Below are 14,918 nucleotides of genomic sequence, written 5' to 3'. Positions count from 1 at the left end.
TATGGCAGATGAAAAAAACAAAAGAAGGGGCCTGGGCCGGGGGCTGTCTGCGCTTATGGCGGACGTGTCTGCGCAACCTGACGGAGATGCACCCGAACAGCCGCGCCGCCCGGAGCTGTTTGTTCCGATTGAACGGATTGTGCCCAATCCGAACCAGCCGCGCCGCCGTTTTTCCGAAGATGATCTGAATGATTTGGCCGCATCAATTTCCGAAAAGGGAGTTATCCAGCCGCTGATCGTGCGCCAACAGGGCGGCGGCAACTATGAAATCGTTGCTGGTGAACGTCGCTGGCGCGCTGCGCAACTGGCAAAACTGCACGAATTGCCCGTTCTGGTTCGCGATTTTGATGATGTCGAGGTTCTGGAAGTCGCAATTATCGAAAACATCCAGCGCGCTGATCTTAACCCAATCGAAGAGGCGGCGGCTTTTCGGCAGCTTATGGATAAATTCGGACATACTCAGGAAAAGCTGGCAGAGGCGCTGGGAAAAAGCAGAAGCCATATTGCGAACCTGATGCGGCTTTTGCAGTTGCCTGATGATGTTCTGGATCTTGTCCGGGGCGGCTCTCTTTCGGCGGGGCATGCGCGCGCATTGATTATGGCGGCCGAGCCATCGAGGCTGGCCGCACAGATCGTAAAAGGCCAGCTGTCGGTGCGCCAGACAGAAGCCCTGGTGAAAAAAGCCAACACAAAAGACGCTGACGGGTCGAAGCCGAAACCACCCAAGGTTTCCGGATCGGCGGAAAAAGACGCAGACACCAAAGCGCTTGAAGGGGATCTGTCTGCGGCACTTGGAATGAACGTGGCGGTTAATCACAAGGCAGACAGCGAAATGGGTGATGTGGTGATTTCGTACAAGTCTTTGGACGATCTGGATGAAATTTGCCGGATTCTAAGCGCCCGTTAGGTGGGCAAAAGTTCACGGATTACCGCGTTTAGAACCATAAGTCCTTGTTTTGTAATGGAAATATTTGATCCCGTGTCGGCAATCATGCCAAGATGAACAAGAGATGAACGTGATTCAGCATCGGGTGGATGCCCGGCAAGGGCCGTATAACGATCAACATCAAGGCCGGACCGGATGCGCAGTGCCATCATCAGATATTCGCTGGCCTGATCTTCAAGAGAGATCAGATCGCGGGTTTTTTCACCGGTTCCCCGGTCAACAGACTCCAGCCATTTCTGCGGATTGCTCCAGCTTTCTGTAGCCAAACGCTGACCGCCTAGCGTTATGCGCCCATGCGCGCCCGGACCGATGCCGGCGTAATCACCGTAGCGCCAGTAAATCAGGTTATGGAGTGATTCAGAGCCGGGGCGTGCGTGATTGGACACTTCGTAAGCCGGGAGGCCGTGCGCTTCGCAAATGTCCTGAGTGATCTGGAACATGTCGGCCGCAAGGGTTTCATCGGGCAGGCCCCGCAATTTTCCAACGGCATACCGATCGCCAAAGGCGGTGCCGTCTTCGATCGTCAGCTGGTACAGGGAAAGATGATCGACGGCCATGGACAGCGCCAGGGTCAATTCCTGTTCCCAATCTGTCAGGGTCTGATCCTGTCGTGCGTAGATCAGATCAAAACTGACCCGCTCAAAGGTCTGGTGCGCGATATCAAAGGCTGCGCGAGCGTCGGCAACTGTATGGATGCGGCCCAGTCTTTTCAGATCCAGATCGTTCAAGGCCTGAATACCCATTGAAATCCGGTTTACGCCGCCATCGCGGAATGCCGTGAAACGACCCGCCTCTACCGAGCCGGGGTTGGCCTCAAGCGTGACTTCCAGATTATTTGAAGTTGGCCAGAACTTGCGTGCTGTTTCGATAATACCGGCAACAGTATCGGGATTCATCAGGCTGGGTGTGCCGCCGCCAAAAAAAATGGTGTTCAGGACACGGCCGGGCAATTCGGTTGCGATCCGTTCCAGTTCCTTTTGATACGCCCGCGCCCACGCCTTTTGATCGATGTTACGCGAGACATGGCTGTTGAAGTCGCAATACGGGCATTTTGCCTCGCAATAGGGCCAATGCACGTAAAGGCCGAAACCGCCCTGTTGCCAGTCTTCAGTCAAAACAGCCTGCGACAAGTTTTTTGAACGCGTCGGCCCGATGGCTGATCTTGTTTTTCTCCCACCGGTCCATTTCGCCGAATGTCACATCATACCCGTCCGGTACAAATATCGGATCATATCCGTGGCCTTGGTTGCCCCGCATCGGCCAGACCACCTGACCCGGCATTACGCCGGGAAACACTTCATCGTGACCATCCGGCCATGCAAGAACCAGAGTGCAGCAAAACCGTGCTTTTCGCGGGTAGGGTGCGTTGACGGCTTCAAGCTCGTTATGTGTACGGGTCATGGCCATGACAAAATCGCGGCCCGAAGGTGTTTCGGCCCAATCTGCGGTGTAGACGCCGGGCGCGTTACCCAGCGCCTCGATCTCGATTCCGCTGTCATCTGCCAAAGCAGGTAAGCCGGTTGCGCGCGCTGCGGCGTGCGCCTTGATACGGGCATTGCCGACGAAAGTCGCCTCCGTTTCATCAGGCTCTGCCAGATTCATTTCAGCGGCCCCGACAACGGACACGTCAAAAGGGGCAAGCAAAGCGGCGATTTCTTCCAGCTTTCCCTGATTGTGGGTCGCAACCAAAAGCGTTTTGTCGGTGAATTTACGCGTCATGCGGCAGCAGATTTTTGCAGCGCGACAAGTTCCGACACGCCTTTTTCCGCCAGATCCATCAGGGCATTCATCTGATCGCGCGAGTAGGTCGAGCCTTCCGCGCTCATCTGGACTTCGATCAACTGGCCCGATCCTGTCATGATAAAGTTTCCATCGACACCGGCTTCTGAATCTTCGGGATAATCAAGATCAAGAACCGGCTGTCCCGCGTAAATACCGCAACTGATCGCGGCCACAGGATCAATCAACGGATCACTGGTAACATCGCCGATTTTCATCAGTTTGTTGACTGCCAGTTTAAGAGCAACCCACCCCCCTGTGATTGATGCACAGCGGGTTCCGCCATCTGCCTGGATAACATCACAATCAATTGTGATCTGCCGTTCACCCAGGGCAACGCGATCTACACCGGCGCGCAATGACCGCCCGATCAGGCGCTGGATTTCAACAGTGCGCCCGCTTTGTTTCCCGGAAGCGGCCTCGCGGCGCATGCGGGTGTTTGTGGCGCGCGGCAGCATTCCGTATTCGGCCGTGACCCACCCCAGTCCGGATCCCTTGATAAAAGGCGGTACGCGGTCTTCGATTGTGGCTGTGCACAGAACATGGGTGTCACCCATTTTGATCAGACAAGAGCCTTCGGCGTGTTTTGTAACACCGGTTTCGATTGAAACGGCACGCATTTCGCTTAAATTTCTACCAGAGGGGCGCATTTTGTAATCCTTTTTGGGTTCCATCGGGATACCGCCCCAGCCAACGCAGATGCAACCCCGATTGACGTTTCGTCCGGGCCCGTTTTAATGGCAGCCCATTCAAGGAAGTAAGAATGTCTGAAAGTACACAGTTGCTGGACGAACTGAATGACCGGTCCCGAGAGGTGTTTCGACAGGTCGTAGAAGGCTATCTGGCCAGCGGCGACCCTGTTGGAAGCCGGACGCTGACGCGCACGTTAAGCGAAAAGGTCAGCGCGGCTACGATCCGCAACGTCATGCAGGATCTGGAGTATCTGGGCCTTCTGAACAGCCCGCATATCAGCGCCGGTCGGGTTCCGACGCAACTGGGCTTGCGGATGTTTGTGGATGGATTGCTGGAAGTCGGCGATCTTGATCAGGCGGACCGCCAGAAAATCGATGCGACGATGGGGGGAAACTCACCCGACGTTGCCGGGTTGCTGGATCGTGTCGGGTCTGCGCTGTCAGGTGTTACACAGGGCGCATCCCTTGTTCTGACGCCAAAGCACGAGGCCCCGATTCGGCATATTGAATTCGTGTCGCTGGGCCAGGATCGAGCGCTTGTGGTGCTTGTCTTTGCGGACGGTCATGTCGAAAACAGGATATTTGCGCCCCCACCAGGACAGACCCCCAGTTCAATGCGGGAAGCCGCGAATTTCCTGAACTCGTTGATTGAAGGCAAGACGCTGAGCGATTTTTCCACAGTCATGCGCCACGAAATCGCAGAGCGGCGACAGGAGATTGACGTTCTCGCGCGCGCGCTGGTGGAAAGCGGCGTTGCCCTTTGGGAAAACGAAGGTGAACGCAGCGAGCGCTTGATTGTAAGGGGTCGCGCCAATCTTCTTGCCCGAGAGGAAGAAGAGGCGGACCTTGAGCGGATTCGCACACTGTTCGACGATCTTGAGCGCAAGCGCGATATAGCCGATTTTCTGGAAGGCGCCGAAAGCGGTGAGGGTGTGCGCATTTTTATTGGCTCTGAGAACAAACTTTTTTCACTTTCGGGTTCCTCTTTGGTGGTTTCCCCATATATGAACGCAGACCGAAAGATAATTGGTGCGGTCGGGGTAATCGGACCGACCAGACTGAACTATGGACGTATTGTGCCGATTGTGGATTACACGGCGCAACTGGTGGGAAAACTGATTTCCGACCGGAGTTAGAGGTGAAAAATGGCAGAGCCGAAAAACGAAGACTTTCTTGACGATATTGATACGGCAGAGGCAGAAGAATATGCCGACGAGATGCTGGAAATTGACGACGAGGCATTGGAAATCGACACATTGAGAGCGGAGCGGGATGCGTTTCGTGACCGGTTCATGCGCGCGCTGGCTGATGCCGAAAATTCCCGCAAACGGTCTGAAAAAGACCGGCGTGAAGCGGAGCAATACGGCGGATCAAAACTGGCACGGGATATGCTGCCGGTTTACGACAACATGAAGCGCGCGCTGGAAGCGGCGACGGACGATCAGCGCGAGGTTTCCGCGGCGCTTCTGGAAGGTGTGGAGCTGACGATGCGCGAGCTTTTGAATGTTTTCAAAAAGCACGGAATCGAACTGATTTCGCCGCAGGTCGGTGACAGGTTTGACCCGCAAAATCATCAGGCCATGTTCGAGGCCCCTGTTCCCGGAACCAAGGCGGGTGACATCATTCAGGTGGCGGCCGAAGGGTTCATGCTGCACGACCGTTTGCTGCGCCCGGCGCAGGTTGGTGTGTCATCGACCCCGGCAGGGTAAGTGGCGCAGATTTATCGGAGCCTCCGGCGGAAGTATTTTTGAAAAGATGAAAGCGGGGCGTTGCAGTCAGGACTGTGACGCCTCTTTCAGTTTATAGAGAATCTGCAATGCTTCTCGGGGCGACAACTCGTCAGGGTGGATGTCTGACAGCGTCTCTTCAAGTTCGGACGATTTTTGAACGGGCGGCGGTGGTGGCGTGGCTGAAAACAGCGGAAGATCGTCAATCAATGCCTTCTGCGTCGGTCCACCTGTACGTTCGCCTTTTTCCAGCGCGTCAAGCACAACCCGGGCGCGTGCAACGACAGACACGGGCAGGCCGGCCAGTTGTGCGACCTGAACCCCATAAGACCTGTCGGCAGCGCCACGTTTGACTTCGTGCAGGAAGATAACTTCGCCTTCCCATTCCTTGACCGTGACGGTCGCATTTTCGACTCCGGCCAGATTTGCGGAAAGGGCCGTCAGTTCATGGTAATGGGTTGCAAACAGCGCGCGGCATTTGTTGACGTCGTGCAGGTGTTCCAGCGTGGCCCAGGCAATCGACAGCCCGTCATAAGTTGATGTACCACGACCGATTTCATCAAGTATAACCAGCGCGCGATCATCGGATTGATTGAGGATCGCTGCCGTTTCCACCATTTCGACCATGAATGTCGATCGCCCGCGGGCCAGATCATCGGATGCGCCGACGCGACTGAACAACTGGCTGATCATACCGATATGCGCCGAAGCGGCAGGCACATAGCTGCCCATTTGCGCCAGCAGCGCAATCAACGCGTTCTGGCGCAGGAACGTGGACTTCCCGGCCATATTGGGGCCGGTCAGAAGCCAGATGTTCGACGTATCGCCACCCGACAAATTGCAATTATTGGCAACAAAGGGCGCGCCGCCCTGCGTGCGCAAGGCCCGTTCGACAACCGGGTGGCGCCCGCCAGTGATTGAAAAGGACCGGCTGTCATCTATTTGTGGTCGGCACCAGTCTTCACCCAGCGCCAGATCCGCCAGCGCTGCGGCAAGATCGATCTCTGCCAACCCGCGCGCGGCCGTGTTGATGGCTGCAGCCTTGGCCAAAACGGCCTGACTAAGGCTTTGATAGAGACGCTTTTCAATCTCCAGGGCGTGACTGCCCGCGTTCAGGATCCTGGTTTCCATTTCCGACAGGGCGACCGTTGTGAACCTGACCTGATTGGCCGTTGTCTGGCGATGTATGAAGCTTTCCGAAAGCGGTGGCGACAACATCTTGTCAGCATGTGCCGACGTGGTTTCGATGAAATACCCCAACACGTTGTTATGTTTGATCTTCAGCGAAGGAATGCCTGTTGCCGAAACATAATCCTGCTGCAAAGCCGCAATAACGGAACGGCCCTGATCGCGCAGGGTGCGGGCCTGATCAAGATCGGGATCATAGCCGGACGTGATAAACCCACCATCACGCGCAAGTAGCGGGGGATCTGCAACCAGCGCATTGTCAAGCAGGGCGATAAGTTCATCCTGTCCGACAAGATCTTTCGCAGCGGTGGCCAGCAGATCCGGCGCATCCGTTGGGGGTAGCAGGCCGGCAATCGCCTGCGCGGCAATCAATCCGTCGCGGATTGCCGCCAGATCGCGGGGTCCGGCACGATCCAGTGATACGCGTGACAGCGCCCGATCCAGATCCGGCGCTTTGCGCAAGTGTTCGCAAATGTCGCGAAACAGCGGGCGATGGGCTAACCCGAAATCGATGGCGTCCAGCCTGCGCTGAATCTCTGAAAGCGATCTTGACGGGCTTGACAGCCTTCGTTCCAGCAGGCGCGCACCACCCGGTGTGACCGTGCGATCAATGACAGACAAAAGCGATCCGGCGCGCCCGCCCGACAAGGCGTGCGTCAGTTCCAGATTTCTGCGGGTCGCCGCATCAATCTGCACTGTGCGGTCCGTCGTTTCCCGTACGGGTTTTGCCAAAAGCGGAAGTTTGCCCTTTTGGGTCATGTCCAGATACTGAACAATTGCGCCCATTGCCGCGATTTCTGCGCGGTCAAATGTGCCGAATGCGTCCAGCGTGGCGATGCCAAACACGTCACATATCTGTTTCTGCGCGCCTGCGCTGTCGAATGTGGCGCGCGCAAGGGCTGTCAGGGCAATCCCGAAATCAGAGACTAAACCGTATAAATCGGCCTCTTTTGATTCTGACACAACCAGTTCTGCGGGGGCCAGCCGTGCCAGTTCAGGGCCCAGCCGCGCGGGATTCAACGGCATGACGTGAAAGGCGCCGGTTGAAATATCGACCCACGCCAAGGCAGCAATGTCGCGGATTTCCGCATAGGCGGCCAGATAATTGTGGCGGCGCGCCTCAAGCAATGAGTCCTCGGTCAGCGTGCCCGGCGTGACCAGACGCACAACATCCCGTTTGACAACAGATTTGTGACCGCGCTTCTTGGCCTCTGCCGGGCTTTCCATCTGTTCGCAGACGGCGACGCGAAATCCTTTGCGGATCAGTGTCAGCAGATATCCTTCGGCGGCATGGACAGGGACACCGCACATCGGAATATCCTGATCGTCGTGTTTGCCACGCTTGGTCAGCGCGATATCCAGCGCTTGCGATGCCGCGACAGCATCGTCAAAGAACATTTCGTAGAAATCACCCATGCGATAGAACAGCAGCGCGTCCTTGTGCGCCTGCTTGATGCCCAGATATTGCGCCATCATAGGCGTTGTCGTTGACACGCGATTTCCCCACACTTGGCCGTGGCGAACCTTACAAAGGCCGTTCATCGGGCGAAAGGCGAAAACGCAATCTGATTGAGGCGCGCGCGCCACTGGGGTAAGACGCCCAAGCCCGCAGCAGGAAAGAACCCGAAATGTCCAAGAACAAAGTGACAGCAGAAGAGGCGCTTGCCTTTCATCTGGAGCCAACGCCCGGAAAATTCGAAATCACCGCAACTGTCCCGATGACAACGCAACGCGATTTGTCGCTTGCGTATTCTCCTGGCGTTGCGGTGCCTTGCGAGGCTATCGCAGCCGCCCCTGAAACCGCCTATGACTATACGAACAAGGGCAATCTGGTTGCTGTCATTTCCAACGGGACGGCAGTTTTGGGTCTGGGCAATCTGGGCGCACTGGCCTCCAAGCCGGTGATGGAAGGCAAGGCGGTGCTGTTCAAGCGTTTTGCGGACGTCAACAGCATCGATATCGAGCTGGACACCGAAGATCCGGATGCGTTCTGTGCAGCGGTCAAGTTGATGGGTCCCACCTTTGGCGGGATCAACCTTGAGGACATCAAGGCGCCAGAGTGTTTCATCATTGAACAACGGCTGAAGGAAGAAATGGACATTCCGGTGTTCCATGACGACCAGCACGGAACGGCGGTGATCTGTGCTGCCGGCCTGATCAACGCGCTGCACCTGTCGAACAAGAAAATCGAAGATGTGCGGATTGTTCTGAACGGTGCGGGGGCTGCGGGTATCGCGTGCCTTGAGCTGTTGAAATCCATGGGGGCCCGGCATGAGAACTGCATCATGTGCGACACCAAAGGCGTGATCTACCAGGGCCGGTCCGAAGGTATGAACCAGTGGAAATCTGCCCATGCGGTGAAAACGGATCTGCGATCGCTGGATGACGCCATGAAAGGCGCGGATGTCTTTCTGGGCGTGTCTGCCAAGGGGGCCGTGACACCTGAAATGGTGGCAAACATGGCGGATAATCCGGTGATTTTCGCAATGGCAAACCCCGATCCGGAAATTACGCCCGAAGAAGCACATGCCGTGCGCGAAGACGCGATTGTTGCGACCGGGCGCAGTGACTATCCCAACCAGGTCAACAACGTGCTTGGCTTTCCGTATCTGTTTCGCGGCGCTCTGGACATTCACGCGCGTGCGATCAATGACGAGATGAAGATTGCCTGCGCGCAGGCATTGGCAGAGCTTGCCAGAGAAGATGTCCCTGATGAGGTTGCGCTGGCATATGGCCGCAATCTGAGCTTCGGGCGTGATTACATCATTCCCACGCCATTTGATCCGCGTTTGATTCACCGCATCCCTACAGCTGTTGCGCGCGCGGGAATGAACACAGGCGCTGCGCGCCGTCCGATTATCGATATGGATGCTTACGAACTTTCGCTTAAATCGCGTATGGATCCGACGGCCAGCATTCTTCGCGGTCTGAATGCGCGTGCACGTGCGGCGCAGGCGCGGATGATTTTTGCGGAAGGTGACGACCCAAGGGTTTTGCGCGCTGCTGTCATGTATCAGCGATCGGGTCTGGGGCAGGCGCTGGTCGTTGGGCGCGATTACGATGTGAAAGCTAAGCTGGAAGCCAGCGGTCTGGGCGATGCCGTTCAGGAACTGGAAGTCGTGAATGCGGCGATCACTCCGCATCTCGAGACCTACAAGGAATTCCTTTACAACCGTCTTCAACGCAAAGGGCATGACCGGCAGGATATCCACCGACTGGCCGCGCGCGACCGGCATGTTTTTTCTGCCCTCATGCTGGCGCATGGGCACGGCGACGGGCTTGTAACCGGGGCGACGCGCAAGTCGTCGCATATTCTGGACAGGATCAATTCGGTATTTGATGCCGATGCGGCACACGGCGCTGCGGGCGTTACCGCTTTGCTGCACAAGGGCCGCATCGTGCTGATTGCCGATACGCTTGTGCACGAATGGCCGGACGAGGAAGATCTGGCAACAATAGCTGAACGCAGTGCCGCTGTCGCGCGGCACATGGGGCTTGACCCGCGTGTTGCATTCGTCAGCTTTTCGACGTTCGGGTATCCGGTATCAGAACGTGCGCACAAGATGCATCTGGCGCCCAAGGTGCTGGACCGCCGCGGGGTTGATTTCGAATATGAAGGCGAAATGACGGTTGATGTTGCGCTGAATACGGCAACCCAGGCCCAATACCCGTTTTCCCGTCTGACGGGACCAGCCAACATTCTGGTCGTTCCGGCGCGCCATTCGGCCAGCATTTCGGTCAAGCTGATGCAGGAAATGGGCGGTGCAACGGTCATTGGCCCGATTCTAAGCGGGGTTGGCGAATCGATCCAGATTTGCGGTTCCAATTCGACGGCGAACGATATTCTGAATATGGCGGTTCTGGCAGCGTGCAAAGTCGGCTAGCGCAGCTTGCTGGCGAAAAGGGGAGGTTGAGTTGGCGATTTACAATCTGGGATCAATCAACGCTGACAATTTTTACAGCGTTCCCCGTATCCCGGTCGCTGGCGAAACGCTGGCCGCAAGCCGGCTGACCCGCGGACTGGGCGGCAAGGGAACTAATATGTCCGTGGCCGCTGCGCGAGCGGCGGCGCGGGTGTTTCACATCGGTGCCGTAGGACAGGACGGGCGCTGGGCCCAGACCCGATTGCTGGAATACGGTGTTGACGTGACGCATATCGCAGTCAGTGATCTGCCGACCGGACATGCCAATATCTGTGTTGCGCCGGATGGGGAAAACCAGATTGTACTGTTTGCCGGTGCAAATCATTCCATCACCAAGGATCAGATCGGAACTGCGCTTTCGGGTGCGGATATGGGCGATTTTCTGGTCTTGCAGAATGAAACCAATGGCCAAACCCACGCCGCTGAAATGGGCGCACGTCTGGGGCTTCGGGTGGCCTATGCCGCCGCACCTTTTGAAACTGCGGCGGTTCAGGCTGTTTTGCCGTTTATCGAGTTTCTGTTTCTGAATGCGGTTGAGGCGGAGCAGCTGGAAACCGCACTGGGCGTTGCGCCGGATCAACTGCCGGTGCGCCACGTGATTGTCACGCTTGGCGCGGATGGATGTCGTTGGATCGACACTGTTAAAGGCAAAACCAGACATTTTCCGGCGTTTCACGTCACACCTGTCGATACGACCGGTGCGGGTGACACGTTTACCGGTTACGTTATCGCCGGTGTGGATCGGGGCAAGCCCATCGCGCAAGCGATAGAAACGGCAAGCGTTGCTGCAGCGTTAATGGTAACGCGGGAAGGGACGGCGGATGTCATCCCTGATCTGAAAGACGTGCAAGAAGCGAAAAGCGCGATTTAGCTGTTTACAAACGGCGCTTGTGATCCCCACAATTCTTTGACGCGCTCATCGCGCCCGCAGGCCTTGCGATACGCCTTGTATGCGCTGGATTGTGATTTCGGGCCAAACCGGGTCAGTACAAGGCTTGATCCCTTGTAGTAGTCCTGATGGTAATCCTCGGCCAGATAAAACCGTGATGCCGGGAGAAGTGGCGTTACAACCGTTTGACCCAACGCTTTTTCAGCGCGCGCCTTTTCCTGTTCTGCGGCGGATTGCTGGCTGGCGTTGTAATAAAACACGGCTGAACGATAGCTTTCGCCGCGATCGCAGAACTGCCCTCCGGAATCTGTCGGGTCGATTGAGCGGAAAAACTTGGCCAGCAATGCGTCTCGGGTGACGATTTTCGGGTCGAAAGTGATCTGGACCGCTTCATAGTGACCGGTTCCGCCGCGCGTGACCTGTTTATAGGTCGGGTTTTCCACATTTCCGCCGGTATAGCCGGATACAACCTCCTTAACACCATCGACGCCTTCAAAATCGGCTTCGACGCACCAGAAACACCCGCCGGCGACTGTAAGTATTTCCTGACCCGAAGCATGTGCCTTTGAATGGGACGCGGCAAAGCCGATCACGATCAGAATACCAAGAACGGCAATCTTTGCATTTTGCAGGACAGACATGTGAAACCCTCCATCGTTATGCTTATCGTGTCTTGCGTTTACGGTTGTGACAACGGGATGAAACGGCTTTTCACAGTGAGGTGACAGGAATTTACCTCTTGGCAGCGCTGTGTGGCTTGCCTAGCGTCCGCGCAACAGGAGGCTGAAATGACCGAGCATGTAACGACCCACCAAGCCCAGGAAGACACCCGTAACGAGGACATCCTGATTTATGTAAACGGCGCCTTGCGGCCAAAATCCGAAGCGACGGTCAGCGTTTATGACAGCGGCTTTATGTTGGGCGACGGCGTGTGGGAGGGGTTGCGCCTGTATAACGGGCGCTGGGCATTTATGGATGCCCATATCGACCGCTTGTTCGAAGCTGCAAAAGCGATTGATCTTGATATCGGGCTAAGCCGGAAAGGCGTGGTTTCCGCCTTGTTAGAGACACAGCAAGCCAACGGATTCACAACAGATGCGCATGCAAGGCTGATGGTCACACGGGGCGTGAAAACCCGGCCGTTTCAGCATCCTTCGCTTAGCCGGTCCGGCCCGACGATGGTTATCATCATGGAACATTCAAAGCCCAGGATACCGCGCCCGATCCGGTTGGCGACGGTTCCGCATTTGCGTGGCCTGCCGATGACACAGGATCCGAAACTGAATTCGCATTCCAAACTGAACTGTATTCTGGCCTGCATCGCGGCGGAAAAGGCAGGGGCCGACGAGGCGTTGATGCTGGATGTGCATGGATTTGTGAACACGACGAACGCCTGCAATTTCTTTATCGTCAGGAATGGCGCGGTTTGGACCAGCACGGGCGATTACTGCATGAACGGGATTACGCGCCAGAAGGTTATCGATCTGTGTGTCGCCAACGATATCCCCGTTTTCGAGCGGAATTTTTCGCTGGTCGACACCTATGGCGCGGACGAGGCTTTTTTGACCGGCACGTTCGGTGCGCAAACCCCGGTGGGCGAGATTGACGGGCGCCAGATCGGGTCGGGTGAGATGGGGCCAATGACCGAAAAACTGCGCGATCTGTACAAGGCGCTGATTGCCAGGGAATGCGCATAATGCGGATTGCCATGTGGTCGGGGCCGCGCAACCTTTCGACGGCGATGATGTACAGTTTTGGTGCACGCGCGGATTTTCACATCGTGGATGAACCGTTCTATGCCCCGTTTCTGGCGCGCACCGGGGCGGATCATCCGATGCGTGCCGAAATTTTAGCCGGGCATCCGACAGATCCCAAGAAAGTGGCACAGTCCTTGATTGGCCCGATCCCCGAGAACAAGCTGCATTTCTATCAAAAACATATGACCCATCATATGGTCGAAGGGATGCCGCGCGACTGGATTTCCAAGGTCAGAAATGTGTTTCTGATCCGCCATCCTGCCTATGTGGTTGCAAGCTATGCCAAGAAACGCGAAGGGCCTTCGCTGGACGATCTTGGGTTTCTGCAGCAGGCGGACCTGTTGGAAGAGGTCAGGGCGCTGGGCCAGACGTCAATTGTAATTGATTCTGCCGATATCCGCGCCGATCCCGAGCATATGTTGAAACTATTGTGTGCCGCTTTGGGCCTGAACTGGGATGCCAGCATGTTGCACTGGCCCGTTGGGGGCCATGTGCAGGATGGCGTCTGGTCAAAACACTGGTACGAGGCGGTGCACAACAGCACCGGGTTTGCCAGGGCAGAAGACGGAATCCCCCTGTTAGAGCCTGAATACGCCGCGCTGGCAGAACTTGCGCTGCCGAGTTATCAAAAACTTGCCAAGCTCAAATTGGCCTGAACAGCGTTACTTCAGTCGGCGATCGCGCGCCGCGATCAGCTTTAACCGAAGTGCGTTGAGCTGGATAAAGCCTGCGGCATCCTTTTGATCATAAGCGCCTGCATCATCTTCGAATGTCACATGTGCTTCGGAATATAGCGAATAATCAGACCAGCGCCCGACAGTGCGCGCCAGCCCTTTGTAAAGCTTGAGGCGCACGGTTCCCGTTACATGTTCTTGTGATTTGTCGATCAGGGCTTGCAGCATTTCGCGTTCGGGGCTGAACCAGAAGCCATTATAGATCAGCTCGGCGTATTTCGGCATCAGCTCGTCCTTGAGATGCGCCTGCCCACGATCAAGCGTGATGGATTCAATTCCGCGATGCGCCTCAAGCAGTAATGTTCCGCCTGGTGTTTCATAGATGCCGCGGGATTTCATACCGACAAAGCGACCTTCGACAAGATCAAGCCGGCCACAGCCGTGTTTGCCGCCAATTTCGTTCAACGTGGTCAGAATTTCCGCCGGCGACATGGCTGTGCCATTGATCGATACTGCATCACCGCGCAAAAACCCGATTTCGATATATTCGGGTGTGTCGGGCGCGTCTTCGGGGTTGACCGTGCGCTGGTACACGTAATCGGGGGCCTCATCCGCCGGATCTTCCAGAACCTTGCCTTCGGACGAGGTGTGCAAAAGATTTGCGTCGACGGAGAACGGTGCTTCGCCGCGTTTGTCCTTGGCAATCGGTATCTGGTTTTTTTCCGCAAAATCAATCAACCGTGTGCGGCTGGTCAGATCCCATTCACGCCAGGGCGCGATGACCTTGATATCGGGGTTCAGCGCATAGGCGGCCAGTTCGAACCGCACCTGATCGTTGCCTTTTCCTGTGGCCCCGTGCGCAACCGCATCCGCGCCTTCGGCGGCTGCAATTTCAACAAGACGCTTGGAAATCAGCGGGCGCGCGATGGACGTTCCCAACAAATACAGACCCTCATAAAGGGCATTTGCGCGAAACATCGGGAATACAAAGTCACGAACGAATTCCTCGCGCAGATCTTCGATATGGATCGAAGAGGCGCCCATCATCTCGGCTTTCTTGCGCGCCGGTTCCAGTTCTTCGCCTTGCCCAAGGTCTGCGGTAAACGTGATCACCTCACAGCCGTATTCGGTCTGTAACCACTTCAGGATGATTGATGTATCAAGGCCGCCGGAATAGGCGAGAACAACTTTCTTTGGGGCTTGCATTTTTGGTTCCTTCACACGGGATTGATCGGGCGATATCGGGTTTTCATAGTCGGGGCAAGATTGGCAACGCGCGTTGACGCCGCATTGTTGGCTGTCTACTGCTTAAACAGGTGTTCAAAGCAAAGATTGGAAACAAA

13 protein-coding genes are annotated in these 14,918 nt (G+C 56.2%); 7 read left to right on the top strand and 6 right to left on the bottom strand.

What is annotated here, in order from left to right:
* Nucleotide 1 precedes the first annotated feature (1 nt).
* Entirely contained in the window at nt 2-907 is a 906-nt protein-coding gene (locus C1J05_RS20650; protein WP_114871911.1) for a ParB/RepB/Spo0J family partition protein, read from the top strand.
* Here C1J05_RS20650 and hemW read toward each other — a convergent pair.
* The 3 genes from hemW to rph are packed head-to-tail and all read right to left on the bottom strand — an operon-like array spanning nt 904 to nt 3,375.
* Nucleotides 904-2,061 carry a radical SAM family heme chaperone HemW gene (gene hemW / locus C1J05_RS20645; protein ID WP_114872493.1) on the bottom strand — a complete coding sequence of 386 codons (1,158 nt, stop codon included), beginning with the start codon at nt 2,059-2,061 and terminating at the stop codon, nt 904-906. The genes C1J05_RS20650 and hemW overlap by 4 nt on opposite strands.
* Complete coding sequence (gene rdgB / locus C1J05_RS20640) at nt 2,054-2,665, bottom strand: RdgB/HAM1 family non-canonical purine NTP pyrophosphatase (protein WP_114871910.1); 612 nt, start codon at nt 2,663-2,665, stop codon at nt 2,054-2,056. Before rdgB ends, hemW begins: the two co-directional genes overlap by 8 nt.
* Complete coding sequence (gene rph, locus C1J05_RS20635; RefSeq protein ID WP_114872492.1) at nt 2,662-3,375, bottom strand: ribonuclease PH; 714 nt, start codon at nt 3,373-3,375, stop codon at nt 2,662-2,664. The genes rdgB and rph overlap by 4 nt, the downstream gene beginning before the upstream one ends.
* Before the next feature lie 113 nt (nt 3,376-3,488).
* Between rph and hrcA the strand changes: the two genes are divergently transcribed.
* On the top strand, nt 3,489-4,553 hold the full coding sequence (gene hrcA / locus C1J05_RS20630; RefSeq protein WP_114871909.1) for a heat-inducible transcriptional repressor HrcA: 1,065 nt from the start codon (nt 3,489-3,491) through the stop codon (nt 4,551-4,553).
* Nucleotides 4,554-4,562: 9 nt separating this feature from the next.
* Nucleotides 4,563-5,126 carry a nucleotide exchange factor GrpE gene (locus tag C1J05_RS20625; protein WP_114871908.1) on the top strand — a complete coding sequence of 188 codons (564 nt, stop codon included), beginning with the start codon at nt 4,563-4,565 and terminating at the stop codon, nt 5,124-5,126.
* A 66-nt stretch (nt 5,127-5,192) separates the two neighbouring features.
* On the opposite strand, the gene mutS is transcribed toward C1J05_RS20625, so the two are convergent.
* Nucleotides 5,193-7,808: a DNA mismatch repair protein MutS gene (mutS, locus tag C1J05_RS20620; protein WP_114871907.1), complete on the bottom strand. Its 2,616-nt coding sequence runs from the start codon at nt 7,806-7,808 to the stop codon at nt 5,193-5,195.
* A 152-nt stretch (nt 7,809-7,960) separates the two neighbouring features.
* Here mutS and C1J05_RS20615 point away from each other — a divergent pair, with 152 nt between their 5' ends.
* Together C1J05_RS20615 and C1J05_RS20610 are read left to right on the top strand one after the other, a co-directional pair.
* Complete coding sequence (locus C1J05_RS20615; RefSeq protein ID WP_114871906.1) at nt 7,961-10,216, top strand: NADP-dependent malic enzyme; 2,256 nt, start codon at nt 7,961-7,963, stop codon at nt 10,214-10,216.
* 31 nt (nt 10,217-10,247) lie between these two features.
* Complete coding sequence (locus C1J05_RS20610; protein WP_114871905.1) at nt 10,248-11,126, top strand: ribokinase; 879 nt, start codon at nt 10,248-10,250, stop codon at nt 11,124-11,126.
* Here the strand turns inward: C1J05_RS20610 and msrA are convergent.
* Nucleotides 11,123-11,785 carry a peptide-methionine (S)-S-oxide reductase MsrA gene (gene msrA / locus C1J05_RS20605; RefSeq protein WP_114871904.1) on the bottom strand — a complete coding sequence of 221 codons (663 nt, stop codon included), beginning with the start codon at nt 11,783-11,785 and terminating at the stop codon, nt 11,123-11,125. The two genes, C1J05_RS20610 and msrA, sit on opposite strands and share 4 nt — an antisense overlap.
* Before the next feature lie 147 nt (nt 11,786-11,932).
* On the opposite strand from msrA, the gene C1J05_RS20600 reads away from it, so the two are divergent.
* Complete coding sequence (locus C1J05_RS20600) at nt 11,933-12,841, top strand: D-amino acid aminotransferase (protein ID WP_114871903.1); 909 nt, start codon at nt 11,933-11,935, stop codon at nt 12,839-12,841.
* Nucleotides 12,841-13,557, top strand: coding sequence for an HAD family hydrolase (locus C1J05_RS20595; RefSeq protein WP_114871902.1), 717 nt, complete (start codon nt 12,841-12,843; stop codon nt 13,555-13,557). Before C1J05_RS20600 ends, C1J05_RS20595 begins: the two co-directional genes overlap by 1 nt.
* Before the next feature lie 6 nt (nt 13,558-13,563).
* On the opposite strand, the gene C1J05_RS20590 is transcribed toward C1J05_RS20595, so the two are convergent.
* Nucleotides 13,564-14,781, bottom strand: a complete 1,218-nt coding sequence (locus C1J05_RS20590) for an argininosuccinate synthase (protein ID WP_114871901.1) — start codon at nt 14,779-14,781, stop codon at nt 13,564-13,566.
* Between the last annotated feature and the right edge of the window lie 137 nt (nt 14,782-14,918).

This window comes from Sulfitobacter sp. JL08, assembly GCF_003352045.1.
Taxonomy (GTDB): domain Bacteria; phylum Pseudomonadota; class Alphaproteobacteria; order Rhodobacterales; family Rhodobacteraceae; genus JL08.
The sequence above is the reverse complement of the archived record's forward strand: the minus strand, read 5'-3'. Positions and strand labels throughout refer to the sequence as shown.